The 22,921-nt window shown below is 72.2% G+C and carries 30 protein-coding genes and 1 riboswitch; of the genes, 15 read left to right on the top strand and 15 right to left on the bottom strand.

Annotated features, from left to right (window positions below; genetic code table 11):
• Positions 1-31 precede the first annotated feature (31 nt).
• The 3 genes from ACZ6C1_RS30405 (at position 32) to ACZ6C1_RS30395 (ending at position 1,234) form a co-directional block, all read left to right on the top strand.
• Entirely contained in the window at positions 32-271 is a 240-nt protein-coding gene (locus tag ACZ6C1_RS30405) for a toxin-antitoxin system HicB family antitoxin (RefSeq protein WP_469245235.1), read from the top strand.
• The gene (locus ACZ6C1_RS30400) at positions 268-639 is read left to right on the top strand and encodes a fic family toxin-antitoxin system, toxin component (RefSeq protein ID WP_469245232.1); all 372 of its coding nucleotides are present in this window, start codon (positions 268-270) and stop codon (positions 637-639) included. Before ACZ6C1_RS30405 ends, ACZ6C1_RS30400 begins: the two co-directional genes overlap by 4 nt.
• Positions 640-703: 64 nt before the next feature.
• Positions 704-1,234: a hypothetical protein gene (locus ACZ6C1_RS30395; protein ID WP_469245230.1), complete on the top strand. Its 531-nt coding sequence runs from the start codon at positions 704-706 to the stop codon at positions 1,232-1,234.
• A gap of 230 nt (positions 1,235-1,464) precedes the next feature.
• On the opposite strand, the gene ACZ6C1_RS30390 is transcribed toward ACZ6C1_RS30395, so the two are convergent.
• The 6 genes from ACZ6C1_RS30390 to bioB are packed head-to-tail and all read right to left on the bottom strand — an operon-like array spanning position 1,465 to position 6,518.
• The gene (locus tag ACZ6C1_RS30390) at positions 1,465-2,244 is read right to left on the bottom strand and encodes an SDR family NAD(P)-dependent oxidoreductase (protein ID WP_469245228.1); all 780 of its coding nucleotides are present in this window, start codon (positions 2,242-2,244) and stop codon (positions 1,465-1,467) included.
• A gap of 48 nt (positions 2,245-2,292) precedes the next feature.
• Positions 2,293-2,937 (bottom strand): class I SAM-dependent methyltransferase, encoded by a 645-nt coding sequence (locus ACZ6C1_RS30385; protein ID WP_469245226.1) that lies wholly within the window; start codon positions 2,935-2,937, stop codon positions 2,293-2,295.
• 52 nt (positions 2,938-2,989) lie between these two features.
• Positions 2,990-3,334 (bottom strand): VOC family protein, encoded by a 345-nt coding sequence (locus tag ACZ6C1_RS30380; RefSeq protein ID WP_469245224.1) that lies wholly within the window; start codon positions 3,332-3,334, stop codon positions 2,990-2,992.
• A gap of 2 nt (positions 3,335-3,336) precedes the next feature.
• Complete coding sequence (gene bioD / locus ACZ6C1_RS30375) at positions 3,337-4,056, bottom strand: dethiobiotin synthase (protein WP_469245222.1); 720 nt, start codon at positions 4,054-4,056, stop codon at positions 3,337-3,339.
• A gap of 1 nt (position 4,057) precedes the next feature.
• Entirely contained in the window at positions 4,058-5,347 is a 1,290-nt protein-coding gene (locus ACZ6C1_RS30370; protein WP_469245221.1) for an adenosylmethionine--8-amino-7-oxononanoate transaminase, read from the bottom strand.
• A complete protein-coding gene (gene bioB / locus ACZ6C1_RS30365) occupies positions 5,340-6,518 on the bottom strand; it encodes a biotin synthase BioB (protein ID WP_469245219.1) in 1,179 nt (392 codons plus the stop codon). The genes ACZ6C1_RS30370 and bioB overlap by 8 nt, the downstream gene beginning before the upstream one ends.
• 143 nt (positions 6,519-6,661) lie before the next feature.
• On the opposite strand from bioB, the gene ACZ6C1_RS30360 reads away from it, so the two are divergent.
• On the top strand, positions 6,662-7,849 hold the full coding sequence (locus ACZ6C1_RS30360) for an 8-amino-7-oxononanoate synthase (protein WP_469245217.1): 1,188 nt from the start codon (positions 6,662-6,664) through the stop codon (positions 7,847-7,849).
• Between the two features lie 6 nt (positions 7,850-7,855).
• Here the strand turns inward: ACZ6C1_RS30360 and ACZ6C1_RS30355 are convergent, their stop codons facing one another.
• Positions 7,856-8,053, bottom strand: a complete 198-nt coding sequence (locus tag ACZ6C1_RS30355; RefSeq protein ID WP_469245215.1) for a DUF397 domain-containing protein — start codon at positions 8,051-8,053, stop codon at positions 7,856-7,858.
• A gap of 15 nt (positions 8,054-8,068) precedes the next feature.
• A complete protein-coding gene (locus ACZ6C1_RS30350; protein WP_469245213.1) occupies positions 8,069-8,938 on the bottom strand; it encodes a helix-turn-helix domain-containing protein in 870 nt (289 codons plus the stop codon).
• 229 nt (positions 8,939-9,167) lie between these two features.
• Here ACZ6C1_RS30350 and ACZ6C1_RS30345 point away from each other — a divergent pair, with 229 nt between their 5' ends.
• Entirely contained in the window at positions 9,168-9,599 is a 432-nt protein-coding gene (locus ACZ6C1_RS30345; RefSeq protein WP_469245212.1) for an ATP-binding protein, read from the top strand.
• A 351-nt stretch (positions 9,600-9,950) separates the two neighbouring features.
• Here ACZ6C1_RS30345 and ACZ6C1_RS30340 read toward each other — a convergent pair whose 3' ends face one another.
• The 4 genes from ACZ6C1_RS30340 to ACZ6C1_RS30325 form a co-directional block, all read right to left on the bottom strand.
• A complete protein-coding gene (locus ACZ6C1_RS30340) occupies positions 9,951-10,487 on the bottom strand; it encodes a DUF6328 family protein (RefSeq protein WP_469245210.1) in 537 nt (178 codons plus the stop codon).
• Positions 10,488-10,539: 52 nt separating this feature from the next.
• Positions 10,540-11,016 (bottom strand): C40 family peptidase, encoded by a 477-nt coding sequence (locus ACZ6C1_RS30335; protein WP_469245208.1) that lies wholly within the window; start codon positions 11,014-11,016, stop codon positions 10,540-10,542.
• 4 nt (positions 11,017-11,020) lie between these two features.
• A riboswitch (cyclic di-AMP (ydaO/yuaA leader) is annotated at positions 11,021-11,193 on the bottom strand.
• A gap of 328 nt (positions 11,194-11,521) precedes the next feature.
• Positions 11,522-11,839: a hypothetical protein gene (locus tag ACZ6C1_RS30330; RefSeq protein WP_469245207.1), complete on the bottom strand. Its 318-nt coding sequence runs from the start codon at positions 11,837-11,839 to the stop codon at positions 11,522-11,524.
• Between the two features lie 3 nt (positions 11,840-11,842).
• Positions 11,843-12,451, bottom strand: a complete 609-nt coding sequence (locus ACZ6C1_RS30325) for an ATP-dependent Clp protease proteolytic subunit (protein ID WP_469245205.1) — start codon at positions 12,449-12,451, stop codon at positions 11,843-11,845.
• 60 nt (positions 12,452-12,511) lie between these two features.
• On the opposite strand from ACZ6C1_RS30325, the gene ACZ6C1_RS30320 reads away from it, so the two are divergent.
• The 7 genes from ACZ6C1_RS30320 (at position 12,512) to ACZ6C1_RS30290 (ending at position 17,609) form a co-directional block, all read left to right on the top strand.
• Positions 12,512-12,802, top strand: a complete 291-nt coding sequence (locus tag ACZ6C1_RS30320; RefSeq protein ID WP_469245203.1) for a type II toxin-antitoxin system Phd/YefM family antitoxin — start codon at positions 12,512-12,514, stop codon at positions 12,800-12,802.
• A 331-nt stretch (positions 12,803-13,133) separates the two neighbouring features.
• Positions 13,134-13,436, top strand: coding sequence for an urease subunit gamma (locus tag ACZ6C1_RS30315; RefSeq protein WP_469245201.1), 303 nt, complete (start codon positions 13,134-13,136; stop codon positions 13,434-13,436).
• A gap of 19 nt (positions 13,437-13,455) precedes the next feature.
• A complete protein-coding gene (locus tag ACZ6C1_RS30310) occupies positions 13,456-13,767 on the top strand; it encodes an urease subunit beta (protein ID WP_469245199.1) in 312 nt (103 codons plus the stop codon).
• Entirely contained in the window at positions 13,760-15,481 is a 1,722-nt protein-coding gene (locus ACZ6C1_RS30305) for an urease subunit alpha (protein ID WP_469245198.1), read from the top strand. The genes ACZ6C1_RS30310 and ACZ6C1_RS30305 overlap by 8 nt, the downstream gene beginning before the upstream one ends.
• 13 nt (positions 15,482-15,494) lie before the next feature.
• Positions 15,495-16,157, top strand: a complete 663-nt coding sequence (locus ACZ6C1_RS30300) for an urease accessory protein UreF (protein ID WP_469245196.1) — start codon at positions 15,495-15,497, stop codon at positions 16,155-16,157.
• 16 nt (positions 16,158-16,173) lie between these two features.
• A complete protein-coding gene (gene ureG, locus ACZ6C1_RS30295; protein ID WP_469245194.1) occupies positions 16,174-16,872 on the top strand; it encodes an urease accessory protein UreG in 699 nt (232 codons plus the stop codon).
• Positions 16,869-17,609 carry an urease accessory protein UreD gene (locus ACZ6C1_RS30290; RefSeq protein ID WP_469245193.1) on the top strand — a complete coding sequence of 247 codons (741 nt, stop codon included), beginning with the start codon at positions 16,869-16,871 and terminating at the stop codon, positions 17,607-17,609. Before ureG ends, ACZ6C1_RS30290 begins: the two co-directional genes overlap by 4 nt.
• Positions 17,610-17,618: 9 nt before the next feature.
• Here the strand turns inward: ACZ6C1_RS30290 and ACZ6C1_RS30285 are convergent, their stop codons facing one another.
• The 3 genes from ACZ6C1_RS30285 to ACZ6C1_RS30275 form a co-directional block, all read right to left on the bottom strand.
• Positions 17,619-17,909 (bottom strand): DUF4190 domain-containing protein, encoded by a 291-nt coding sequence (locus tag ACZ6C1_RS30285; protein WP_469245191.1) that lies wholly within the window; start codon positions 17,907-17,909, stop codon positions 17,619-17,621.
• Positions 17,910-18,006: 97 nt separating this feature from the next.
• Entirely contained in the window at positions 18,007-18,513 is a 507-nt protein-coding gene (locus ACZ6C1_RS30280) for a YbaK/EbsC family protein (protein WP_469245189.1), read from the bottom strand.
• 80 nt (positions 18,514-18,593) lie between these two features.
• The gene (locus ACZ6C1_RS30275; protein WP_469245187.1) at positions 18,594-19,310 is read right to left on the bottom strand and encodes a lysophospholipid acyltransferase family protein; all 717 of its coding nucleotides are present in this window, start codon (positions 19,308-19,310) and stop codon (positions 18,594-18,596) included.
• 196 nt (positions 19,311-19,506) lie between these two features.
• Between ACZ6C1_RS30275 and ACZ6C1_RS30270 the strand changes: the two genes are divergently transcribed.
• From ACZ6C1_RS30270 to ACZ6C1_RS30260, 3 genes are all read left to right on the top strand, one after another.
• The gene (locus ACZ6C1_RS30270) at positions 19,507-19,902 is read left to right on the top strand and encodes a VOC family protein (RefSeq protein WP_469245185.1); all 396 of its coding nucleotides are present in this window, start codon (positions 19,507-19,509) and stop codon (positions 19,900-19,902) included.
• A 132-nt stretch (positions 19,903-20,034) separates the two neighbouring features.
• On the top strand, positions 20,035-22,626 hold the full coding sequence (gene lanKC, locus ACZ6C1_RS30265) for a class III lanthionine synthetase LanKC (protein ID WP_469245183.1): 2,592 nt from the start codon (positions 20,035-20,037) through the stop codon (positions 22,624-22,626).
• Entirely contained in the window at positions 22,623-22,751 is a 129-nt protein-coding gene (locus tag ACZ6C1_RS30260) for a SapB/AmfS family lanthipeptide (protein WP_073755677.1), read from the top strand. The genes lanKC and ACZ6C1_RS30260 overlap by 4 nt, the downstream gene beginning before the upstream one ends.
• Positions 22,752-22,921: the final 170 nt, after the last annotated feature.

Here is a 22,921-nt window from a genome sequence, read left to right as displayed (position 1 = left end):
GGTGCTAGCACCACCGCGCTAGCTTGGTGGTGTGGCGAAGACCCAGCTGAACGTACGCGTGGACGAGTCCACCGCCGAGGCCGCCCGCCGCCGGGCGCAGGAGCGGGGTGTCAGCGTGAACCGGTACATCGAGGAGCTCGTCCAGCAGGACGCGGGCGAGGCGGGCCGCACCTTCGTCGAGGCCGCGGCCGACTTCATGAAGCAGTACGAGGCCGTCTTCGCCGAGGAGTTCAAGGCGCCGGACCGCCGTACGCCCGACAGGCGTGCATGAACCTGTCGGTCGACCTCTCCTGGCTGCTCATGGTCGCCGAGCAGAAGACGCCCGGCGACCCCCAGGTGGCCGACTGGGGGGCACTCGTCGCCGCCGTGAGCCGGCACGACGCGGAAATATTCGGCGTCCCCGTCTACGGCGACCCGTACACCCGGGCCGCGGCGCTGCTCCAACTGCTGCTGCACGTGCCCGCGCTGGAGCACTCCAACGCCATGTACGCCTCCGCCGTCGCGTACGGCTACCTCGTCGCCTCCGGGCTCAAGGTGGCCACCTCTCCCGAAAAGGTCAGGGACTTGGCCCGGCTGGTCAAGGCGGGAGACGCGGACGTACGCGCCATCGCCACCGAGCTGCGCCGGTGGAGCCGGTGAATCCCCTTGTACGGGATCGTCGGAAGCACCCCGTCCGCCCCGGCACGCCGCTTACTTTCGCCCCATGGCACCCACGCAGAACGTACGTACGAGACGGATCGCCGTCGCCGTCGCCGGTACCGCCGCGGCGGTGGTCCTGAGCATCGGTGGCGCGCTCGCGGCCGGAGACACCGGCGAACCGACCACGCCGCCGTCCACCTCGCAGCCGGAGCCGACGATCCCGCCGGACGGTGACAGCGGCGGCACGATGGGCGGTTCCGGCTCCGACTCCGGCGGTTCCGACTCCGGTTCCGGTTCCGGCGCCCCCGACTCCGGGGGCTACGATTCCGGCGGTTCCGACTCCGGCTCCGGTTCTGGCGACCCGGACTCCGGGGGCTACGATTCCGGCGGTTCCGGCTCCGGTGGCGAGGACCCCGGCCCGACGTCCACCCCCGCGCCCACGGACCCGGGCGACCCCGGCGGCCCGTCCACCCCGCCCGACCTCGCCGACCTGACCAAGCGCATCGACGCACTCGACAAGAAGGTCGACGAGTTGCCCACCAAGAAGGAACTGGCCGACGCGCTGCGTGCCTTCGCCGACGAGCTGGACAAGTAACCCCCTGGGCGGTGCGGGTGCCCGACGATCGCGGCGGTCACCACCGGGTGGGCCCCCACCGGCCGCCGCGCCCTTGATGCGGCGGGCGGGGGCGGGGCCTGGTCCAGCAGCCGCACCGCCCGCATCAGCGACCCCGCGCAGTCGGACATGGACGGCGGCCTACCCCGGGGCCTGCGCCCTGAGCCGGTCGACCGCGCGGCTGGGGCTGCCGGTCTCGTGCCCGCACACGATCAGTGCACGGAGAGGCCGCCGTCGACGAACAGCGCGTGCCCGGTGACGTACGCCGAGGCGTCGCTCGCCAGGAACACCGCCGCGCCCGCGAAGTCGTCCGCCAGCCCGTTGCGCCCCACCATCGTGCGCGCGGCCAGCGCCTCGACCGTCTCCGGGTCCTCCTGGAGCCGTGCGTTGAGCGGGGTCAGCACGAAGCCCGGTACCAGCGTGTTGCACGTGACGCCGTACGGCGACCACGCCTCGGCCTGCGAACGGGCCAGCGACTCCAGGCCGCCCTTCGACACCCCGTACGCGCCGCTCTGCACGAACGCCCGGTGCGCCTGCTGCGAGGTGACGTGGATGATCCGCCCGTGGCCCCGCTCGGCCATGCCCGGGCCGAAACGCTCCCCCAGCAGGAAGGGCGCCTCCAGGTTCACCGCCATCGTGGTGTCCCAGACGTCCTCGCCGACCTCGCCCATGGGCGGCCGCAGGTTGACCCCGGCGCTGTTCACCAGGATGTCGGGCTCCCCGTACACCCCGGCCGCCCGCTCCGCCGCCGCCCGCACCCCGTCCCGGGTGGACAGGTCGCCGCTCACCCACGCGGCCCGGCACCCGTCGGCCACCAGCTCGTCGACCGTGGCCGCCAGCTCCGCCTCCCGGCGCGCGACGATCACCACGCTCGCGCCCGCGCGGGCGAGGGCGCCCGCGATCCCCCGGCCGATGCCGGAACTCCCGCCCGTCACCAGGGCCACCCGGCCGTCCAGCGAAAACAGCCGCGAGAGGTACGTGTTCGAAGTCATGCACGCACAGTAATGCGCACGCCACGACGCCTCCGCCCGGGTGAACGCTCAGGACCCGCGCCGCGCGACCCCCAGCACCAAGGACGAAGTCGGCGTCCACGGACCCTTCTCCGGGATCCTGAACCGGCGGTACGAGCCGATCTCGAACCCGGCCGTCTCGATCGCGGCCAGTGGGTCCCGTGCCGTGTGGCAGCCCCCGAACAGCAAGGGCCACACCGTGCGGTCCAGCGTCCGCTGGGCCGTCGCCGCGGCCCGCCCCCGGGCCACCTCGTGCTCGAAGAACCGCAGTTCGCCGCCCGGCCGGAGCACCCGCCGCAGCTCCCCGAGCGCCCGCGGCAGGTCCCGTACCGTGCACAGCACCAGCGAGGCGACGGCCCCGTCGAACGCCTCGCTCTTCACGGGCAGCGCCTCCGCCACGCCCGGCACCACGTCCACCGGAACCTCGGCGCGCAGCCCCGCCCTCGCGGCGAGCTGCCGCAGCCGCCGCTCCGGCTCGATCGCGACGACCTCCGACACGGCGCCCGGGTAATGCGCGAAGTTCAGCCCGTTGCCCGCGCCGACCTCGATGACCCGGCCGGAGAGCCCGGCCAGCAGCTCCTGCCGGTGTGCGGCGACCCCGCCCCTGGTGTCCACGGCGACGCTCACGCGCGCGTAGACCCGGGCGAACAGCGGGTGGTGGACGGTGTCCTTCATCGCGGACCTCCTGGGAGAGGGGCCAGGACCAGACACCGTCAGTGTCCCCCCGTCAGCCGCTCACGAAGCAGAACTCGTTGCCCTCGGGGTCCCGCAGCACCTGGAAGTCGCCGTAGTCGTCCGTCACGATGCCGCCGACCCGCTCCGCGCCGAGCCGCACCGCCTCCTTCGCCGCGGCCGCCACGTCGCCGCCCTCCAGGTCCAGATGGAGCCGGTTCTTCGCGGCCTTGCCCTCCGGTACGCGCTGGAAGGCGACCCGGACGAAGCCCGGAGGGTCCACATACGACCAGTCCGGGCTCCGGTCCACCGGCTCACCGCCCAGCAGCGCGGCCCAGAAGCGGACCAGCGCCGCCGGATCGGCGCAGTCGAACACGATCTCGCTGACGACAGCTCGCATGATCAGGAGCGTACGGCCGCGGCGAACGCCTCCGCATCCCACGTGCCGCCGAGCGCCGGGGCGAGCCACCGCGCGGCCCCCGTCCGGAAGGCGTCCACCGGCAGCGCCGCCGCGCCCGCGGGCACCGCGCCCAGCAGCGGCGCACCCGCCACCTTCGGCAGGTCCGTGACGTTGCAGCGCTCCGCGAGCCCCGGCTCGTCCGGCCAGCAGCCGACCACCACGCCCGCCTGTACCAGCCCGCGCGCCCGCAGCGCCTCGGCGGTCAGCGCCACCATGTTCAGCGTGCCGAGCCCGGCCGGTGCCACCACCAGCACCGGCGCGCCCAGCAGCCGCGCCGCGTCGGCGAGGGTGCCGCCCTCCTCGTCGTACCGCACGAGCAGCCCGCCCGCGCCCTCGACCAGCACCAGGTCGTACTCGTCCGCCAGTTTGCCGGCGGCCTCGGCCACCTCGGCCGGCCCGATCGGCGCCATGCCGGCCCGCCGCGCGGCCGTGTCCGGAGCCAGCGGCTCGGGGAACCGTGCCAGTTCGACCGGGGTGACGCCGTCCCCGGCGAGCCGCACGACCTCGTCCGCGTCGCCCCGCTCACCCGGCCCGACGCCGGTCTGCGCGGGCTTGAGCACGGCCACCGACCGCCCGGCCGCCCGTGCCACCGACGCGAGGGCCGCCGTGACGACCGTCTTGCCGATCTCCGTGCCCGTACCGCTGACCACCAGTACCGTCATCTCAGCCCTCCCGTGCCGCCGCGTACACCCCGCGGCAGATCCGTGCCACGTCCTCGTCACCGGTGACGTACGGCGGCATCACGTACAGCAGGTCCCGGAACGGACGCAGCCACACGCCCTCGCGCACCGCCGCCGCCGTCGCGGCCGCCATGTCGACCGGGTGGTCGAGCTGGACGACGCCGATGGCGCCGAGCACGCGCACCTCGCGCACCCCCGGCAGCTCGGCGGCCGGCGCCAGGCCGTCCCGCAGCCCCGTCTCGATCCGCTTGACCTCCTGCTCCCAGTCCTGGCCGAGCAGCAGGTCGATAGAGGCGCACGCCACGGCCGTGGCCAGCGGGTTGCCCATGAACGTCGGCCCGTGCGCCAGCACCGGGACGTCGCCCTGCGAGATGCCGTCCGCCACGCGGGTGCTGCTCAGCGTCGCCGCCAGAGACAGATAGCCGCCGGTCAACGCCTTGCCCAGGCACATCACATCCGGCGCCACGCGCGCGTGCTCGGCCGCGAACAGGGTGCCCGTGCGCCCGAAGCCGGTCGCGATCTCGTCGAACACCAGCAGCACGTCGTGCGCGTCGCAGGCCTCCCGCAGCACCCGCAGGTACGCCGGGTCGTGGAACCGCATCCCGCCGGCGCCCTGCACCACCGGCTCGACGATCACCGCCGCCAGCTCGTCCGCGTGCCGCGCGATCGCGGCCCGCAGCTCCTCGGCGTACGACTCCTCGTACGCGACCGGCGGCGGCCCCGCGAAGACCTGCCGCGGCAGCGCCCCGGACCACAGCTCGTGCATCCCGCCCTGGGGGTCGCACACCGACATCGGCTGCCAGGTGTCGCCGTGGTAGCCGCCGCGCCAGGTCATCATCCGCTGCTTGCCGGGCCGGCCCACCGAGCGCCAGTACTGCAGGCACATCTTGATCGCGACCTCGACCGACACCGAGCCTGAGTCGCAGAGGAAGACGTGCCGCAGCGGCTCCGGGGTGATCTCGACCAGCCGGGTGGCCAGCCGCACGGCGGGCTCATGGGTGAGCCCGCCGAACATCACATGACTCATCCGGTCCAGCTGGCCGCGCACCGCCTCGTTGAGGACAGGGTGGTTGTAGCCGTGGACGGCGGACCACCAGGACGACATGCCGTCGACCAGTTCGTCCCGGCCGTACGCCGGTTGGGCGAGCCGCAGCCGCACCCCGGAGGCGGACTCCACGACGAGCGGATCGGTACGGCCCGGCATCGGGCCGTACGGGTGCCACACGTGGGCCCGGTCGAGGGCGATCAGCTCGGCGGCGTCGGACTCACGCATTGGGGGCGAGGTCGGTACCGGCGCCCCGGCGGCGCACGGCGACGAGGTCGGTACGGGCCTGGTCGGTACGGGCCTGCTCGGCCGTGGCGGCGGGGGCGGGCTCCTCGGAGGAGCACACGGATCCGGAGCCGCAGCCGCCGCCACCGGTTCCGCAGGAGGCGGCGTCCGCGCGGTGCTCGGGCAGCGTGGTGGTGTCCGTGCCCTCCACCTCGAATCCGGCGTCCGCGATCATCTCCAGGTCCGCCTTGCCGGCCTGGCCCTCGCTGGTGAGGTAGTCGCCCAGGAAGATCGAGTTGGCCAGGTGCAGCGCCAGCGGCTGGAGCGTCCGCAGGTGCACCTCGCGCCCGCCCGCGAGGCGGACCTCCACGTCCGGGCAGACGAACCGGACCATCGCCAGGATGCGCAGCGCCCGCTGCGGGGTCAGGTTCCACTCCTTGGCCAGCGGCGTGCCCTCGAAGGGGATGAGGAAGTTCACCGGCACCGAGTCCGGGTCCAGTTCGCGCAGCGCGAAGACCACGTCGACCAGGTCCTCGTCGCTCTCGCCCATGCCCGCGATCAGGCCCGAACACGCCGACAGGCCCGCCGCGTGCGCCTTTTGCACGGTGTCGACCCGGTCCGCGTAGGTGTGCGTGGTCGTGATGTCCCCGTACGTCCCCTCCGACGTATTGAGGTTGTGGTTGTACGCGTCGGCACCCGCCGACCGCAGCCGCTCCGCCTGGCCGTCCGAGAGCAGCCCGAGGCACGCGCACACCTCGACGCCCTCGTTCTCCTCCTTGATGGCCTCGATGGTCTTGCCCACACGCTCGACGTCCCGGTCGGTCGGACCGCGACCGCTGGCCACCAGACAGACCCGCTTGGCGCCGCCCGCGACGCCCGCGGCGGCCGCCTTCGAGGCCTCCTCCGGCTTCAGCCAGGTGTACTTGAGGATCTCCGCCTTCGAGCCGAGCCGCTGCGAGCAGTACGAGCAGTCCTCCGGGCACAGACCGGACTTGAGGTTGACCAGGTAATTGAGCTTCACCCGCCGCCCGAACCACTGACGGCGCACCTTTCCGGCCGCGGCCACCACATCCAGCAGCTCGTCGTCCGAGGTCGCCAGCACGGCGAGCGCTTCTTCGCGGGTCGGCAACTCACGCCGAAGCCCCTTCTCCACCAGCGTATTCAGCAGGTCCATGACGCTGATCCTGGCCTACGGCACGGCCCCGGGCCAAGGAGGAACTCCACAGGAGAGCCCGTTTCGAGTGTGTGTATAACCACACTCCGGTACCACCCGACCACCATTAGGGTCTGTTCGCTGTCTACAAAAGGGACCCAGACATGCCCCAGGCTCCGCTCGACCCGCCGCTCGCCCCGGCCACCGGCTCGCCCTTCGACTGGACCGACGAGGAGGCGCGCCGCCGTGAGGACGCCGGTCTCGTCCGCACGCTGCGGCCGCGACCGGCCGTGCCGGACCTCCTGGATCTCGCGAGCAACGACTACCTGGGTCTCACCCACCACCCGGACATCACCGCGGCGGCCGCCGGCGCCGCCCGCCGCTGGGGTGCCGGCGCCACCGGTTCACGGCTGGTGACCGGCACCACCGAGCTCCACGCCGAGCTGGAGCGGGAGCTGGCGGCGTTCTGCGGCTTCGAGGCGGCGCTGGTGTTCTCCTCGGGGTACGCGGCCAACCTCGCCGCCCTGACCGCGCTGAGCGCCCGGGGCTCGCTGATCGTCTCGGACGCGGGCAACCACGCCTCGATCGTCGACGGCTGCCGGCTCTCCCGCGCCGAGACGGCCGTCGTGCCGCACGCCGATCCCGACGCGGTCGCCAAGACCCTGGACGCCCACCCGGGGCGCCGGGCGCTCGTGGTCACCGACTCGGTCTTCTCCGTCGACGGGGACGCGGCGCCGCTGGCCGGATTCGCGACGGCGTGCCGGGCGCACGGCGCGGCCCTGGTGGTCGACGACGCGCACGGTCTTGGCGTGCTGGGTGACGGCGGGCGCGGCGCGCTGCACGCGGTGGGACTCGCGGGCGCCCCGGACGTGGTCGCCACGCTCACGCTCTCCAAGTCCCTGGGCAGCCAGGGTGGCGCGGTCCTCGGACCGGCGCGGGTGATCGACCACCTGGTCAACGCCGCTCGGACGTTCATCTTCGACACGGGCCTCGCCCCGGCGGCGGCGGGTGCCGCGCTGGCGAGCCTGAGGCTGCTGCGCGCCGAGCCGGGCCTGGCGGGCCGGGCGCGTACGGTGGCGGCCACTTTGCACACCCGGCTGACGGCCGCGGGGCTGACCGCCGTGCGGCCGGACGCCGCCGTGGTCTCCGTACGCGCGCCGTCGCCGGAGCAGGCGGTGAAGTGGGCGGCCGACTGCCGGGCCGAGGGGCTCGCGGTGGGATGCTTCCGGCCGCCGTCGGTGCCGGACGGCATCTCGCGCCTCCGCCTCACGGCGCGCGCGGACCTGACGGAGGGTCAGGTGGACGAGGCGGTCGCCACGATCCTCCGTACGGCACCGGTTCCGGTCGGCTGAACTCCCTCAGGACTTCAGGGAGGAGACGAAGGAGGTCCAGGCCGCCGCGGAGAACCGCAGTGGCGGCCTGGAGGTGTTCTTCGAGTCGCGTACGGCCAGGTGCGCGCCGTCGAGGCGGGCGGCCTCGACACAGTTGTTCATGCCGACGCTGCGGCTGCTGCGCCACCAGCGCGGGCCGTCGTGGTGTGCGAGGTAAGCAGACATGGGGGGTGCCTCTCCCTACGCGCCGTCACCGATCCCGGCGATGAGGTCCGATGTGTCCTCGGGCGACAGGGCGAGCGCCTGCATGGTGCGGAAGGCGGCGCCGTACGCCTCGAGGTCTTCCGTGCGTTCCAGATAGAGGCTACTCGTCAAGTGGTCAAGAGCAACCACATCCAGATCAGAAATGTTCGGAAAGGAGAAAATAACGAAAGGGCCGGAGAGTCCGACGTACTCACCCGACGAGAACGGCAGCACCTGAAGCCGCACATGGGGCAACTTTGCCCACTCCAGCAACTGCCGTAACTGCTCCCTCATCACCCCCGGGCCGCCCACCTGCCGCCGCAGCACCGCCTCGTCGATCACCGCCTCCAGTCGCAGCGGACGACCGGCGCGCAGCACCTCCTGCCGCGCGATCCGCACCCGCACCAGCGAGTCGACCGTCGCGGCCGGAGCCCCGTCCAGCGCCGCACGTGTCACCGCGCGTGCGTACTCCGCGGTCTGCAGCAGCCCCGGCACCACGGACGTCTCCAGGGTGCGGGCCGTGCACGCCTGTGCCTCCAGGCTGATGAAATCCTGGTACGGAGGCGGGAGCACGCCCCGGTACGCATGCCACCACCCCGCGCCGCCACCGTCGGCCGCCGCTCCCGCCAACGCCTCCAACAGGGCCCGCAACCGCGGGTCGTGGACCCCGTAGGCGTCGAGCAGCCGCGCCACGTCGGCCCCCGTCACCCCACTCGTACCCGTCTCGATCCGGCTCACCTTCGACTGGTGCCAGCCCACCAGCCGTGCCGCCTCGCGGCTTGTGAGGCCGGCGGCCAGGCGCAGTCCGCGCAACTCCTCACCGAGCTTGCGCCGCCGTACCGCCGGGCCGTGCCGAGTGCCTCGCATGACCGCCTCCTCCCGCAGCCGGGCCAACCCACCAGTTTGCCGTCCAAATCCGTTCTCGCGTAGCAGAGTTCACCGCTTCGAGCGACAGATATATGCATATCTTGGGGGATCGCCCCCAACAGGGGCGACATAAGTGGCAGTCTGGCGCGAAGCGCAATCCGAGGCCGTCCTCACAAAACATCCGGTTCGTGTCGGAGTCCGGCCCCGGTGGGAAAGGGACAGCGTCGCCATGGCAGACCATCAGGAAGCATCCGTCACTCTGCCGAGCGATCCCGCCTCGGTCTCCACCGCCCGGAGATACGTGGCGGACGTCCTCACGGAATGGGGCCTCCCCGCCGAGGCCGAGACGGCCGACACGGTACGGCTGATCGTCTCGGAACTGGCCACCAACGCCGTCCAGCACACCTTCGGCCAGTCGCCGACGTTCACCGTGGACGTAAGGCTGGAGCGCGACGAGCGGCTGCGCATCGGAGTCACCGACAGCCACCCGCGCTGGCCGCAGCGGCTGCCCGCCGCCGTGCAGCAGGACAACGGCCGCGGAATGGTCATCATCCGCTGGCTCACCGCGGAATGCGGCGGTCGCCTCTCGGTCACCCCGACCCCGGAGGGCGGCAAGACCGTCTGGATCGCCCTCCCGTGGACGGTTCCGGTCCAGACCTGAGCGCACCCCCGAACGCCGGACCCGAACCAGTCCGTGCGCGGGCCCGCCCGGGACAGCGCCGGAACCGAACCACTCCGTGCGCGGGCCCCGGCCCGAGACAGCGCCGCGCCTGTGCCCGTCCGACGCCGTCCCGCGTCCCGTGCCCTGCATTCCACGCCATCCCGCGTCCGCGCGCCCCATGAGCACGTCCCCGCGCCCGAAGCCGCCGCGAGGTGGACGTCCCCACCCGCGGGCCGGCCGCCCGTGAGGCCGTTCAGCGGTGCCCGCCCGGTGCCGCGCCCGCCTCCCGCTCAAGCCGGCTGCTCGCCGGAGCGCGGACGGCCGCGTACCCGCCAGGGCGCATGCGGGGTGTCAGCGGTGGCGGACTCGCCGCCCCGGATGTGTCGCCGCCGGCCGCTGCGGTGGCGGGGTGCTGAGCCCCCGCCGTACGAGACGCGGGAGGAACCCCCACAGCCCGGCGCAGACCAGCAGGGTGAAGGCACCGGCCGCCAGACCTTCGGGGCGGCCGTGCACCACGTCCACGACCAGGGACACGGAGCACGTCAGGGCCAGGGCGAGGACACCGAGGCCGATCTTCGCCAGCCGTGAGGAGACGGCCACGATGCGCGCCTTGGCGCCCTGCTGGAAGAGCGTGCGGTGCAGCGCGGCGGGGGCGGTGAGCAGCACCGCCGCCACGACCGAGAGCAGCAGCGTCACGACGTACATGCCCCGCTGGTAGGAGTCGAGCGAGCCGAAGCGGGGCGTGAACGCGAGGGTCAGCAGGAAGGCGAACAGGATCTGGACGCCGGTCTGGGTGACGCGCAGTTCCTGGAGCAGCTCGGCGAAATTGCGGTCGGCACGCTCCAGGGGCGTCTCGTTGCGCGCGGTGCAGGGGTACTCGCCGGACATTTCCGACGAGTACCCCCGCACCACGACTCATGCCCGGAGGGTCACCGCGGGATCAGCGGACGCGTCCGTACCAGACCGACTTCGACCAGATCTTGTCCAACTTCACCACCGACCCCGACTTCGGCGAGTGCCAGATCTTGTTGTTACCCGCGTAGATGCCGACGTGGTAGACGTTGCTCCCGCGATGGAAGAAGACCAGGTCGCCCTTCTGCCGGCTGGAGGCGGAGATGTGGCGGGTCTTGTTGTACTGCTGCTGTGCCGTGCGTGGCAGGGTCTTGCCGACCTTCTTGTACGAGTACAGCGTCAGGCCGGAGCAGTCGAACCGGGACGGGCCGGCCGCTCCGTACTTGTACGGTGCACCCTTCTTGGAGGCGGCGATGTTCAGCGCCTTCGTGGCGTGCGCCGGGGCGGCCTGGGCCTCCGACACGGCGCCGGGCGCCAGCATCGGGCCGCCGACGGCGGCGAGGGTGAGTGCCGAGACGGCACCCGCCCGGGACAGCAGAGACGGGACATGAATCTGCGCGGTCATAGCGCAACCCTTCGTCAGCCGCCTGTGAAGGATGACCTGTCGGGTTCGGACTGGCGAAGTTGCCCGGCCGCTGACGCGGCTTCACCCCAAGGGCGACCGATGGGACGAACATCGTTCGGTCACCCGTACTGCTTGGGTCCTCCACTCCTGCCGATCCACTCCTGTCGACCAGTCATCCGGACGGCGGCAGGACTCGGCGTCCGCCCGGACCGCCCCGCCGCGGTGGCGGGGGCTTGTCGTCGTCAGGGATCTTGACCCATGTCGAGGAGAAATTCCGAGTCGAAACGGCCGTTTGTGAGGCTCCTCACGACTGATCCATTCGGGTGGACAGGGGGGATTTGGCGCCCGGCGGCGAGACCTCGACGATCCCCGTACCAGCGGCGGAAGCTGATATTCCGCCAGATGTGTACAGCTGGAGCGCAACTCGCGTCGTACAAAATTCGTCCGGTTGCGTACGCTGAACGGGGGAGCGGTCCTCGTACTCCTGAGCCCATTCGGGGGAGAGCTACGTCGGTCCCACACCTCGATTCTGAGGCACCGTCACGCGTCCCGCGCGCCGTTCGCCGTCAAGCACCCGCAGTGCCCGCGCCAGCGTATGGGCATGCACGTCGTACTCGCCGCGCTCGTGCATCGAGGTCAGGGCGTCGCGCAGCGCCGTCGCGCGTCCGACGAGGGCCTGTGCCGCGCGCAGGGCGCCGTAGGTGTGGGTGGCGCGCGCCGGGTTGATCCGCCCCAGGAGGTCGACGACCTCGAGCCAACTGTCGACGAACGCGCATTCGGCCCGGGTGAGGGCGGGGAGCGGCGGAGGCTCGGGTGCCGGCACCGCTCACCTCGTCCGGCGGGGGACGACACGGTCGACCAGGCCGTACGCCACAGCGGCCGTCGCGTCGAAGACCGTGTCGCGCTCCAGGTCGTCGTCGATCCGCTCGCGGCTCCGGCCGGTGTGGCGGGCGAGCATTCCGGCGAGTTGGCCGCGCAGTCGCAGCAACTCGCGCGCGTGGATGTCCAGGTCGGACGGTTGTCCCCGCAGGGGCTCCTCCATCGCAGGCTGTTGGACCAGCACACGGGCGCCCGGCAGGGCCATGCGCTTGCCGGGCGTGCCGGCGGCCAGCAGGACGGCCGCGGTGGACGCGGCCTGGCCGATGCAGATCGTCTCCACGTCGCACCGGACGGCCAGCATCGTGTCGTACACGGCGGTCATGGCGCTGATGGGGCCGCCGGGGGAGTTGATGTAGAGCGAGATGTCCCGGTCGGGCGCGGCGTACTCCAGGTGGAGGAACTGTGCGACGACGTCGTTGGCGGCGGTCTCGTCGATCGGTGTGCCGAGGAGGACGATCCGCTCCTCCAGGAGCTTGGAGTACGGGTCGAGCGTGCGGCTCCCGGCGCTGGTGCGCTCGGTGAACTCGGGCAGGACGTGGCGACTGGTGTGGATCAAGACGTGCCCCTCTGTCGCTGTAAAAAATGTACAGGATGTACAGGCCGTTATGATGGGAGCATGGCCTACGAGATTCCGGTGACGCAAGCCCGGGCAGAGCTCGCCGATCTGATCAACCGCGTCGTCTACGGCGGCGAGCGCGTGGTCGTGACGCGTCACGGCAAGCCGCTCGTGGCGCTGGTGTCGGCCGCCGACCTGCAGCGACTCGAAGAGGAGCCGACGGCGGACGAGAAGGTGATCGGCTCCGTCTCCACCGTCCACGACGTCCCGCCCTCCGCTCCGGGCGAACAGGGCCGGTTCGGCATCGCCGCCGAACACCGCCCCGGGGGTTCCCGCCGGCCGGGCCACTGACGACAGGGCGCCGTACGTACGGCGAGACCGTCCGGAGTTACGTACGGCGAGAACCGTCCGGACACACGTACGGCGAGACCCGTCGGGCCCGCCGTCGTCGCCGTGACGGGGCGGGTCCGTATACGACCCCCGCCAGGGCGGGATCCACCGGGTCCGCGCCGCCTGATGCCCATGAGCCGGCAAAGGGCCAGTTAACCTGCCGGAAAAACTTCTGCCCGAGTTTGAAATATCTCTGCGCCACACTCGTTCCCGCAGGTCAACAGAGTGTTGAAGCCGGATAGGGTCCCGCTGCGCCCGGGATCACATCGGGCGGGAGACTGTGAGGTGAAACGTGCAACTGACCCCGCACGAGCAGGAACGCCTGCTCATCCATGTCGCCGCCGACGTGGCGGAGAAGCGCAGGGCACGTGGTGTGCGGCTCAACCACCCCGAGGCCGTCGCCCTCATCACCTCCCACATCCTGGAGGGCGCCCGCGACGGCCGCACCGTCGCCGAACTCATGGCGTCCGGCCGCAAGGTGCTCAGCCGCGAAGACGTCATGGAGGGCATCCCGGAGATGATCCACGACGTGCAGGTCGAGGCCACCTTCCCCGACGGCACCAAGCTCGTCACCGTCCACGACCCGATCGTCTGACGGGACAGGAGCGCCGCCGATGATTCCGGGAGAGATCCTGTACGCGGACGAGCCCGTCCCCCTCAACGAGGGACGCGCCGTCACCCGCCTCACCGTGCTCAACGCCGCCGACCGGCCCGTCCAGGTCGGCTCCCACTACCACTTCGCCGAGGCCAACCCGGGCCTCGACTTCGACCGTTCGGCCGCGTACGGCCTGCGGCTGAACATCGCCGCCGGTACCGCCGTACGCTTCGAGCCCGGCATCCCCGTCGACGTCGAACTCGTACCGCTCGCCGGGCTGCGTGTCGTCCCCGGCCTGCGCGGACAGACCGGAGGCCCCCTCGATGGCTGAACTGACCCGGCCCGTGTACGCCGACCTCTTCGGCCCCACCACCGGTGACCGTGTCCGGCTCGCCGACACCGACCTCCTCGTCGAGATCGAGGAGGACCGCTGCGGCGGACCCGGACGCGCGGGTGACGAGGCGGTGTTCGGCGGCGGCAAGGTGATCCGCGAATCCATGGGCCAGTCGCGCGCCGGCCGCGCCGAGGGTGCTCCCGACACCGTCATCACCGGTGCCGTCATCATCGACCACTGGGGCGTCGTCAAGGCGGACATCGGCATCCGCGACGGCCGGATCACCGGCATCGGCAAGGCCGGGAACCCCGACACCATGGACGGCGTCCACCCCGATCTCGTCATCGGCCCCGAGACGGAGATCATCGCCGGCAACGGCAAGATCGTCACCGCCGGTGCCATCGACGCGCACATCCACTTCATCTCCCCGACCGTGGTCGAGCAGGCGCTCACCTCCGGCATCACCACACTGGTCGGCGGCGGCACCGGACCCGCCGAAGGCACCAAGGCCACCACCATCACACCCGGCCCCTGGCACCTAGCCCGGATGTTCCAGGCGCTGGAGACCTATCCCGTCAACATCGGCCTGCTCGGCAAGGGCAACACCGTCTCCCGCGAGGCGATGCACTCCCAACTCCGCGGCGGAGCACTCGGGTTCAAGATCCACGAGGACTGGGGGGCCACCCCCGCGGCCATCGACGCCTGCCTGCGGGTCTGCGAGGAGACCGGCGCCCAGCTCGCCATCCACACCGACACCCTCAACGAGGCCGGGTTCGTCGGTGACACCCTCGCCGCCGTCGCCGGCCGCACCATCCACGCCTACCACACCGAGGGCGCGGGTGGCGGTCACGCCCCCGACATCATCACGGTCGTCTCCGAACCGAACGTCCTGCCCAGCTCCACCAACCCCACCCGGCCCCACACCGTCAACACGCTCGACGAGCACCTCGACATGCTGATGGTCTGCCACCACCTCAACCCCGCCGTCCCCGAGGACCTGGCCTTCGCCGAGTCCCGCATCCGGCCTTCCACCATCGCGGCCGAGGACATCCTCCACGACCTGGGCGCCATCTCGATCATCTCCTCCGACTCCCAGGCCATGGGCCGCGTCGGCGAGGTGATCCTGCGGACGTGGCAGACCGCCCACGTGATGAAGAGGCGCCGCGGCGCACTGCCGGGCGACGGCCGCGCCGACAACCACCGCGCGCGTCGCTATGTCGCCAAGTACACGATCAATCCCGCCGTCGCCCAGGGCCTCGACCACGAGATCGGCTCCGTCGAGACCGGCAAGCTCGCCGACCTCGTGCTCTGGGAGCCCGCGTTCTTCGGCGTCAAGCCGCAGACCGTGATCAAGGGCGGGCAGATCGCCTACGCGCAGATGGGCGACGCCAACGCCTCCATCCCCACACCCCAGCCGGTCATGCCCCGCCCCATGTTCGGCGCGCTGGGCGCGGCGGCCGCGGCCGGCTCGGTCAACTTCGTCACCCAGTCCGCCCTCGACGACGGACTGCCCGAACGCCTCGGCCTCGCCAAGGAGTTCAAAGCCATCACCAGCACCCGGGGCGTCACCAAGGCCGACATGCGGGAGAACGACACCCTGCCGCGCGTCGAGGTCGACGCCGACACCTTCACGGTGACGATCGACGGCGAACCGGTAGATCCCGCGCCCGCCGCCGAACTCCCCATGGCGCAGCGCTACTTCCTCTTCTGAGACGGACGTGACGATGACACGCGCCGCTCTTCTCGTCCTCGCCGACGGCCGGTTCCCCGCCGGTGGCCACGCCCACTCCGGAGGCGCGGAACCGGCCGTCAAGGCGGGACGCATCCGTGACGCCCGCGACCTGGAGGCCTTCTGCCGGGGCCGCCTGCACACCAGCGGGCTCACCTCCGCCGCCCTGGCCGCCGCTGCCGCCCTCGGACACGACCCGGGCGCGCTCGACGAGGCCGCCGACGCCCGCACCCCGTCGCCCGCGCTGCGCGCCACCGCCCGCAAGCTCGGCCGCCAGATGCTGCGGGCCGCCCGCGCCACCTGGCCGAGCCCCGAACTCGACGCACTCGCCCTGGCGTTCCCGCGCGGCGCGCACCAGCCGGTCGTCCTCGGCCTGGCCGCCCGCGCGGCGGGCCTCGGCCCCGAGGACGCCGCGCACTGCGTCGCGTACGAGACGGTCGGCGGCCCCGCAACAGCAGCCGTCCGGCTGCTGAGCCTCGACCCCTTCCAGGCCACCGCCGTCCTCGCCCGCCTCGCACCCGACATGGACCGGGTGGCCGAGCGGGCCGCGCACGCCGCCCGCACCGGCATCGACGCGCTGCCCGCCGCGTCCGCGCCCCTCCTCGACATCACCGCCGAGCAGCACGCGGCCTGGCCCGTACGCCTCTTCGCATCCTGAACCCACTGGAGTACCCATGCACCTGGACCACGACCACCACGGCCCCGCCGCCGTCAGCGCCGACGCCCACCGCCCCGACGGCACCCGCCGCGCGCTGCGCATCGGCCTCGGAGGTCCGGTCGGCTCCGGCAAGACCGCCACCGTCGCCGCCCTGTGCCGGGAACTGCGCGACCAGTTGTCGCTCGCGGTCGTGACCAACGACATCTACACCCGTGAGGACGCCGAGTTCCTGCTGCGCAACGCCGTCCTGCCGCCCGAGCGCATCCAGGCCGTGGAGACCGGCGCCTGCCCGCACACCGCGATTCGTGACGACATCTCCGCCAACCTCGAAGCCGTCGAGGACCTGGAGGCCGTGTTCTCCGTCGAGGGCGTCGGCCCGCTCGACCTCATCCTCATCGAGTCCGGCGGCGACAACCTCACCGCCACCTTCTCCAAGGGGCTGGTCGACGCCCAGATCTTCGTCATCGACGTCGCGGGAGGCGACGACATCCCGCGCAAGGGCGGCCCCGGCGTCACCACCGCCGACCTGCTGGTGATCAACAAGACCGACCTCGCCCCGTACGTCGGCTCCGACCTTCAGCGGATGGCGCGCGACGCCAAGGAGCAGCGCGGAGACCTGCCGGTCGCCTTCACGTCCCTGACCGGCGAGGAGGGCGTCGGACCGGTCGCCGCTTGGGTACGCGCTCGGCTCGCCGCCTGGAACGCCCGGGGATGAGCGTCCACGCCACCGCCCGGATCGTCGCCACCCCGGCGGGGCTGCCCGTGCTGGAGAGCGACGGTCCGCTCGCCCTGCGCCGCACCCGCGCCACCGGCCCCCGCACCCGGGTCACCGTCGTCGGCGCGATGACCGCGCCGCTGGGCGGCGACCGGCTGGCCGTCGAGGCGGAGGTACGGGACGGGGCGCGGCTCACCGTCGACTCGGCGGCCGCGACGGTCGCCCTGCCGGGCCGCGACGCCGGCCATGCGACCTATGACGTGCGTCTGACGGTCGGCGAGGGGGCGGAGCTGCGCTGGCTGCCGGAGCAGCTGGTCTCCGCGTACGGCTCCGATCTCCGGATGCGCACGACGGTCGACCTGGCGGCCGGCGCCCGGCTGGTGCTGCGCGAGGAGCAGGTCCTCGGCCGTCACGGCGAGGAGACCGGCACCCTCACCACGCGCCTCACCGTACGCCGCGCCGGGCGCCCCCTGCTGGACCAGGAACTGGCCTACGGTCCGGGGGCGCCCGGCGGCTGGGACGGGGGCGCGGTCCTGGCAGGGCATCGGGCGGTGGGTCAACTCCTGGTGGTGGACCCGGACTTCCATGACAAGCCCGTCGCCCCGTGCCTCATCGGGGACACCGCCGCCCTGGCCCCGCTGGCCGGGCCCGGGGCCCTGGTGACCGCGGTCGCCCAGGACGCGCGACGCCTGCGACGCGTCCTGGACGAGGCACTGACGCGGCTGGCGCCCCCGTGACGGCTCGTGTCAGCCGCCGACGTACCAGGTGAAGCCGCCGGACGACGCCGCGACGGCCAGCAGGATGCCGAAGATCACCAGGTCGACGACACCGAGGACGATCGCGGCCTTCGCCATGCCCGCGCCGTTCTTGACCGGCGCCTGCTTGAGACCGACCGCACCGAAGATGATGGCCAGCGGCCCGAGGATGACATTGAAGAAAAGCACGCCGATGATGCCGCAGACGAGCCCGGCGATGGCGAGCCCGTTCGTACGGGACTGCGCCTGCCCGTGCGTACCGCTGGTGCCGTAACCGGCCATGACAACTCTCCCTGTTCGGGGTGGACTTGTGAACGTCCGTGTTGCCCGATGTGCCGGTCCCATGCCCGCGGCGTGAGAACTTCGTGCCGCTCCCGGGTCAGTCCGCCTGAGCGATCGGGGCCGTCCGGGGCTCGGCGATCGCCACGTAGTCCGCCGTCCGCAGCGCCAGCGACCGGTCCAGCCGCGCCGCGTTGAAGAACAGCTCGTCCTCCGCCAGCAGCGCCGGGTCGACGACCAGTTCCAGCTCGGGATCGAAGGAGAACGGCAGGATCGTCCCGCTGACGCTGCGCGCCAGCCGCTCCGCCACCTCCGGGGTCGCGAATCCGGCGTACCCACCGCCCAGCAGCGCCTTCACGGCGCCCAGGTCGACCCGTCGGTCGCCCGGCACCACGGCCAGGACGTACCGCTTCGTCTTCTTGCCGGTCTTGACCATCACGACCATGCATTTGGCGGCCTGCCGCAGCCGGTTGCCGCGCAGCGCGCTGACCGCCTCGGTGGCGCCCTCCGGCTCGTGCTCGATCACCCGGTAGGCCGCCCCGCGCTCGTCCAGCAGGCCGATCAGCTTGTCGTACGTATCGTGCTCGTGGGTCCCGTGCTCGCTCACCGTCGTCCCTTCGGCCGGGCGTCCTCCGCCCGCGTGACGCCGACGATACCCATCGGTGAGCCCGTGGTGCGCGGGTGCCCTCAGCGGCGGAACCTCGGGGGGAACCTCCGCTGCTGCTCGGCCTGTTGGGCCTCCTTCACCCTGGCCGCGTAGTCGTCGACGTACTCCTGGCCCGACAGCGCGAGGATCCGGTACATGATCTCGTCGGTCACGGCACGCAGCACCGTCTTGTCGTTCTCCATCCCCGCGTACCGGGAGAAGTCCAGCGGTTCGCCGAACCGGATCCTCACCCGTTTGATCTTCGGTACGACCTGTCCGGGCGGCTGGATCTCGAACGTCCCGACCATCGCGCACGGAATGACCGGAACACCTGCCTTCAGGGCCATGACCGCGACCCCGACCTTGCCCTTGTAGAGGCGCCCGTCGTGCGAGCGGGTGCCCTCCGGGTAGATCCCGAGCAGCTCGCCCTTGGCCAGCACACCGAGCCCCTCGCGGATCGCCGCCTGCCCGGCCTCCTTGCCGGAGCGGTCGACCGGGATCTGCCCGGCGCTGCGGAAGAACGCGGCGGTCAGCCGGCCCTTGATGCCGGGCCCGGTGAAGTACTCCTGCTTCGCCAGGAAGGTGATCCGCCGCTTGAGGACGACGGGCATCAGGAAGTGGTCCGAGAAGGACAGATGGTTGCCCGCGACGATCGCGGCGCCGTCCTGCGGAATGTGCTCCAGGCCCTCGGTGCTCGGCCGGAACAACAGCCGCAGCACCGGCCCCAGGAGGACGTACTTGAGCAGGTGGTAGAACATGGGCTTCTCCCTACGCCACCGAATACGCCTCTGCGCCGCGTCCTGACCGACGCCCATCCTTAACGGGGCGTCAGGTCATTGTGTCCCACCCTCGATCCGTACCCGCCCATTTCCGCTACAGGCGCCCGCGAGGATCCGTCGGGCCCTCCCGAGCGCCCGGGGTGATGCCCCGCCGGACCGGGGGCACAAGGGGGACATGACTGTACCCAAGAACAGTGTCCTGGTCCTGGACAGCGCCGAACCCGAGGCCTTGGCGGAGTTCTACGCGGGGCTCCTCGGCGCCCGGACACAACGCGGAACCGATCCCGACTTCATCGAGGTGGTCGGCCACGACGGCGTGTGCGTGGCCGTACGCCGCGACCACGGCTACGCGCCGCCGAGCTGGCCCCGCCCCGACGACTCGCAGCAGGCGCACCTGCACATCCTGGTGGCCGAGGACGACATGGACGAGGCGGAGCGCGAGGCGGTCGGCCTGGGCGCCCGACCGGTGGAGACCAGGGACAACTCCGGTCCCCGGGACGTGCGGACGTACGCCGATCCGGCGGGTCATTCCTTCACCCTGGTCGCCCGCGAAGGCCGTACGGCGAGCTGATGGGGCCCGGGCGGGCGGCAGGTTACTCATGCGTTCCGCACGGCCGGTTGCTGACGCCTGTGACTGTTGCCGCCCCTCCCCGGGATGACAACGTCTTCCCCGTCGTCACCGTCGTCGATGGAGGGAGCAGGTGTGATCAAGGGCTACGCCGCCTTCTGCGACGCGGACCGCCACTTCTACGACGCGCCGTACCGGCTGTCCGCCGAGGGCACCGACCGCAGGGGCGCGCTGTACGGGGCGGCGCTCGCCCCGGTACCCGAGGGGTGGCGCCGGCACCGCAGCGGTGACTGGCTGGCCCTGCGTCCCATCGACCTGACGCTGCCCGCACAGGGCTGGAAGATCCACGTATCGGCGTGCCTGGACAACGCCGAAACGATTCTCTCGCGGGTCATGGACTACTGCCTCGCCGGGAACGTCGCCTTCAAGTTCGTACCGAGCCGCTACCTGCTGCACACCCGCAACGCCAAGTACGCCGATCGCGCGGCCAGCGGCAAGTTCATCACCGTCTACCCGGCCGACGACCAGCAGTGCCACCGGATCGCCGACGACCTGGCGGCACTGCTCGACGGCGAGCCCGGCCCGTACATCCTCAGCGACCTCCGCTGGGGCGACGGCCCGGTGTACGTCCGGTACGGCAGCTTCACACAGCGGCACTGCTACGGCGAGAACGGCGAACTGTGCCCGGCCGTCCAGCACCCCGACGGGCGGCTCGTCCCCGACCTCCGCGGCCCGGTCTTCCAGGTGCCCGACTGGATCGACCCGCCCGCCTTCCTCGAGCCGCACCTCGACGCACGGTCCGCCGTGACGGTCACCGACATCCCGTACACCATCGACAGTGCCCTGCACTTCTCCAACGGCGGGGGAGTGTACGTCGGCCACGACCGCCGCACCGGCGAGAAGGTCGTCCTCAAGGAGGGCCGCCCGCACGCCGGCCTCGCGGCCGACGGCGCCGACGCGGTGACCCGGCTCCGACGCGAACAGACCGCGCTGGAGCGGCTCGCCGGACTGCCGTACACCCCCGACGTCAAAGGCACCTTCGTCCTCGGCGACCACCACTTCCTGGCGATGGAGTTCCTGGAGGGCAAGCCCCTCAACACCTTCTTCGCCCGCCGCCACCCGCTGATCGAGGCCGACCCGACACCCGAGTCGCTGGCGGAGTACACCCAGTGGGCACTGCGGATCCACCGCCTGGTGGAGGAAGCCGTCGACGCCGTGCACGCACGCGGGGTCGTCTTCAACGACCTGCACCTGTTCAACATCATGGTGTCCGAGGACGAGACGTCCGTGGCACTCCTCGACTTCGAAGCCGCCGCCCACATCGACGAGGGACGGCGCCAGACCGTCGCCAACCCGGCGTTCGTCGCACCGCCCGACCGGCGCGGATTCGCCGTCGACCGCTACGCCTTGGCATGCCTGCGCCTCGCCCTCTTCATACCGCTGACCAGCCTCTTCCCCCTGGACCCCGGCAAGGCGCGCCACCTCGCCGACATCGCGGCCGCGCACTTCCCCGTACCGCGCTCCTTCCTCGACGAGGCCGTCGAGGAGATCGCGGGCGACCGTCCGGGCAGGGCCGACCCCTACCTGCCGGTCGAGCCCGGCGACTGGCCGCGCAGCCGCGACTCCATGGTCCGCGCCGTGCTCGCCTCCGCCACACCGCAACGCGAGGACCGGTTCTTCCCCGGCGACATCGCCCAGTTCACCTCCGCGGGCGGCGGACTGACCCTCGGCTACGGCACCGCCGGCGTCCTGTACGCCCTTGCCGAGACGGACGCCGGACCCTGCTCCGAAGCCGAGGAATGGCTGCTGCGCCGCACCAAGGAACCCGAGTCCGGCACCCCCATCGGCCTCTACGACGGTCTCGCCGGCGTCGCCTGGACCCTCGACCGCCTCGGCCACCCCGAACGGGCCATGGAACTGGCCGAACTGACCCTCCGCCGCCCCTGGGAGGACATCGCCCCCGACCTGCACAGCGGGCTCGCGGGAGTGGGCCTCGCCCTGGACGCCCTCGGGATGGGCGACGCCGCCCTGCGCTGCGCCGACCTCGTCGCGGGCGCCCTCCCCGGAATCACCCGGGCCGGGCTGCTGTACGGCGCGTCGGGTCCCGCCCTGCTGTTCCTGCGCCTGTACGAACGCACCGGCGACAGCGGACTGCTCGACCTGGCCGCCGACGCGCTCCGGCGCGACCTGGCCCGCTGCGTCACCAGCGCGGGCGGCACCCTCCAGGTCGACGAGGGATGGCGCACCATGCCGTACCTCGGCGCCGGGAGTGTCGGCATCGGGATGGTGCTCGACGACTACGCCGCCCACCGCGACGACGAGGCCTTCGACCGGGCGCGGCGCGAGATCGTACGGGCCGCCCAGGCCACGTTCTACGCCCAGCCCGGGCTGTTCCGCGGCGCGGCCGGCATGGTGCTGTACCTCAGCCGCACCACCGCGCCCGGCCCCGGCACCGCCCCCTCCGACGTACGGCGCCAGATCGACGCCCTCGCCCGGCACGCCGTGCCGTACCAGGGCCATCTGGCCTTCCCCGGCGAGCAGATGATGCGGCTGTCCATGGACCTCGCCACGGGCACCGCCGGCTGCCTGCTCGCCCTCGGCAGCGCCGCGTCCGACGGACACGCGCACCTGCCGTTCCTCCCGCCGCTCCGGCGGCCCACGAGCCGGCCCCAGCCAGGGGCCGAGACAGAGCACACCGTCCCCATGAAGGAAAGGAATCGATCATGACGCTTCTCGACCTGCAGTCGATGGAGACCCCGAAGGAAGAGGCGACGGGCGACATCGCCACGGGCAGCCGCGCGAGCCTGCTGCTCTGCGGCGACAGCAGCCTGAGCGTCACCACGTGTAACTGATCCGGCCGGTCGCGCGGTGCCGAATGCGCGCGGCCGTACGGATCACCCGGTCCCGGGGGGGGGGGGGGGGGGGGGGGGGGGGGGGAGGGGGGGGGGAGGGGAGGGGGGGGGGGAGGGGGGGGGTGGGGGGGGGTGGCCGAAAAAATACGGGGGCGCGTGTGCGAACCCGT

It is taken from the genome of Streptomyces sp. NPDC041796 (assembly GCF_055590785.1).
Note: the sequence above shows the minus strand (reverse complement) of the source record. Positions and strands in the feature narration are given on the sequence as shown.

Bases quoted from the DNA above. Each gene is read 5' to 3' on its own strand.
- ACZ6C1_RS30400 (WP_469245232.1), top strand. From the start codon at position 268: ATGAACCTGTCGGTCGACCTCTCCTGGCTGCTCATGGTCGCCGAGCAG.
- ACZ6C1_RS30395 (WP_469245230.1), top strand. From the start codon at position 704: ATGGCACCCACGCAGAACGTACGTACGAGACGGATCGCCGTCGCCGTC.
- ACZ6C1_RS30390 (WP_469245228.1), bottom strand. From the start codon at position 2,244: ATGACTTCGAACACGTACCTCTCGCGGCTGTTTTCGCTGGACGGCCGG.
- ACZ6C1_RS30385 (WP_469245226.1), bottom strand. From the start codon at position 2,937: ATGAAGGACACCGTCCACCACCCGCTGTTCGCCCGGGTCTACGCGCGC.
- ACZ6C1_RS30380 (WP_469245224.1), bottom strand. From the start codon at position 3,334: ATGCGAGCTGTCGTCAGCGAGATCGTGTTCGACTGCGCCGATCCGGCG.
- bioD (WP_469245222.1), bottom strand. From the start codon at position 4,056: ATGACGGTACTGGTGGTCAGCGGTACGGGCACGGAGATCGGCAAGACG.
- ACZ6C1_RS30370 (WP_469245221.1), bottom strand. From the start codon at position 5,347: ATGCGTGAGTCCGACGCCGCCGAGCTGATCGCCCTCGACCGGGCCCAC.
- bioB (WP_469245219.1), bottom strand. From the start codon at position 6,518: ATGGACCTGCTGAATACGCTGGTGGAGAAGGGGCTTCGGCGTGAGTTG.
- ACZ6C1_RS30360 (WP_469245217.1), top strand. From the start codon at position 6,662: ATGCCCCAGGCTCCGCTCGACCCGCCGCTCGCCCCGGCCACCGGCTCG.
- ACZ6C1_RS30355 (WP_469245215.1), bottom strand. From the start codon at position 8,053: ATGTCTGCTTACCTCGCACACCACGACGGCCCGCGCTGGTGGCGCAGC.
- ACZ6C1_RS30350 (WP_469245213.1), bottom strand. From the start codon at position 8,938: ATGCGAGGCACTCGGCACGGCCCGGCGGTACGGCGGCGCAAGCTCGGT.
- ACZ6C1_RS30345 (WP_469245212.1), top strand. From the start codon at position 9,168: ATGGCAGACCATCAGGAAGCATCCGTCACTCTGCCGAGCGATCCCGCC.
- ACZ6C1_RS30340 (WP_469245210.1), bottom strand. From the start codon at position 10,487: ATGTCCGGCGAGTACCCCTGCACCGCGCGCAACGAGACGCCCCTGGAG.
- ACZ6C1_RS30335 (WP_469245208.1), bottom strand. From the start codon at position 11,016: ATGACCGCGCAGATTCATGTCCCGTCTCTGCTGTCCCGGGCGGGTGCC.
- ACZ6C1_RS30320 (WP_469245203.1), top strand. From the start codon at position 12,512: ATGGCCTACGAGATTCCGGTGACGCAAGCCCGGGCAGAGCTCGCCGAT.
- ACZ6C1_RS30310 (WP_469245199.1), top strand. From the start codon at position 13,456: ATGATTCCGGGAGAGATCCTGTACGCGGACGAGCCCGTCCCCCTCAAC.
- ACZ6C1_RS30305 (WP_469245198.1), top strand. From the start codon at position 13,760: ATGGCTGAACTGACCCGGCCCGTGTACGCCGACCTCTTCGGCCCCACC.
- ACZ6C1_RS30300 (WP_469245196.1), top strand. From the start codon at position 15,495: ATGACACGCGCCGCTCTTCTCGTCCTCGCCGACGGCCGGTTCCCCGCC.
- ureG (WP_469245194.1), top strand. From the start codon at position 16,174: ATGCACCTGGACCACGACCACCACGGCCCCGCCGCCGTCAGCGCCGAC.
- ACZ6C1_RS30290 (WP_469245193.1), top strand. From the start codon at position 16,869: ATGAGCGTCCACGCCACCGCCCGGATCGTCGCCACCCCGGCGGGGCTG.
- ACZ6C1_RS30285 (WP_469245191.1), bottom strand. From the start codon at position 17,909: ATGGCCGGTTACGGCACCAGCGGTACGCACGGGCAGGCGCAGTCCCGT.
- ACZ6C1_RS30275 (WP_469245187.1), bottom strand. From the start codon at position 19,310: ATGTTCTACCACCTGCTCAAGTACGTCCTCCTGGGGCCGGTGCTGCGG.
- ACZ6C1_RS30270 (WP_469245185.1), top strand. From the start codon at position 19,507: ATGACTGTACCCAAGAACAGTGTCCTGGTCCTGGACAGCGCCGAACCC.
- ACZ6C1_RS30260 (WP_073755677.1), top strand. From the start codon at position 22,623: ATGACGCTTCTCGACCTGCAGTCGATGGAGACCCCGAAGGAAGAGGCG.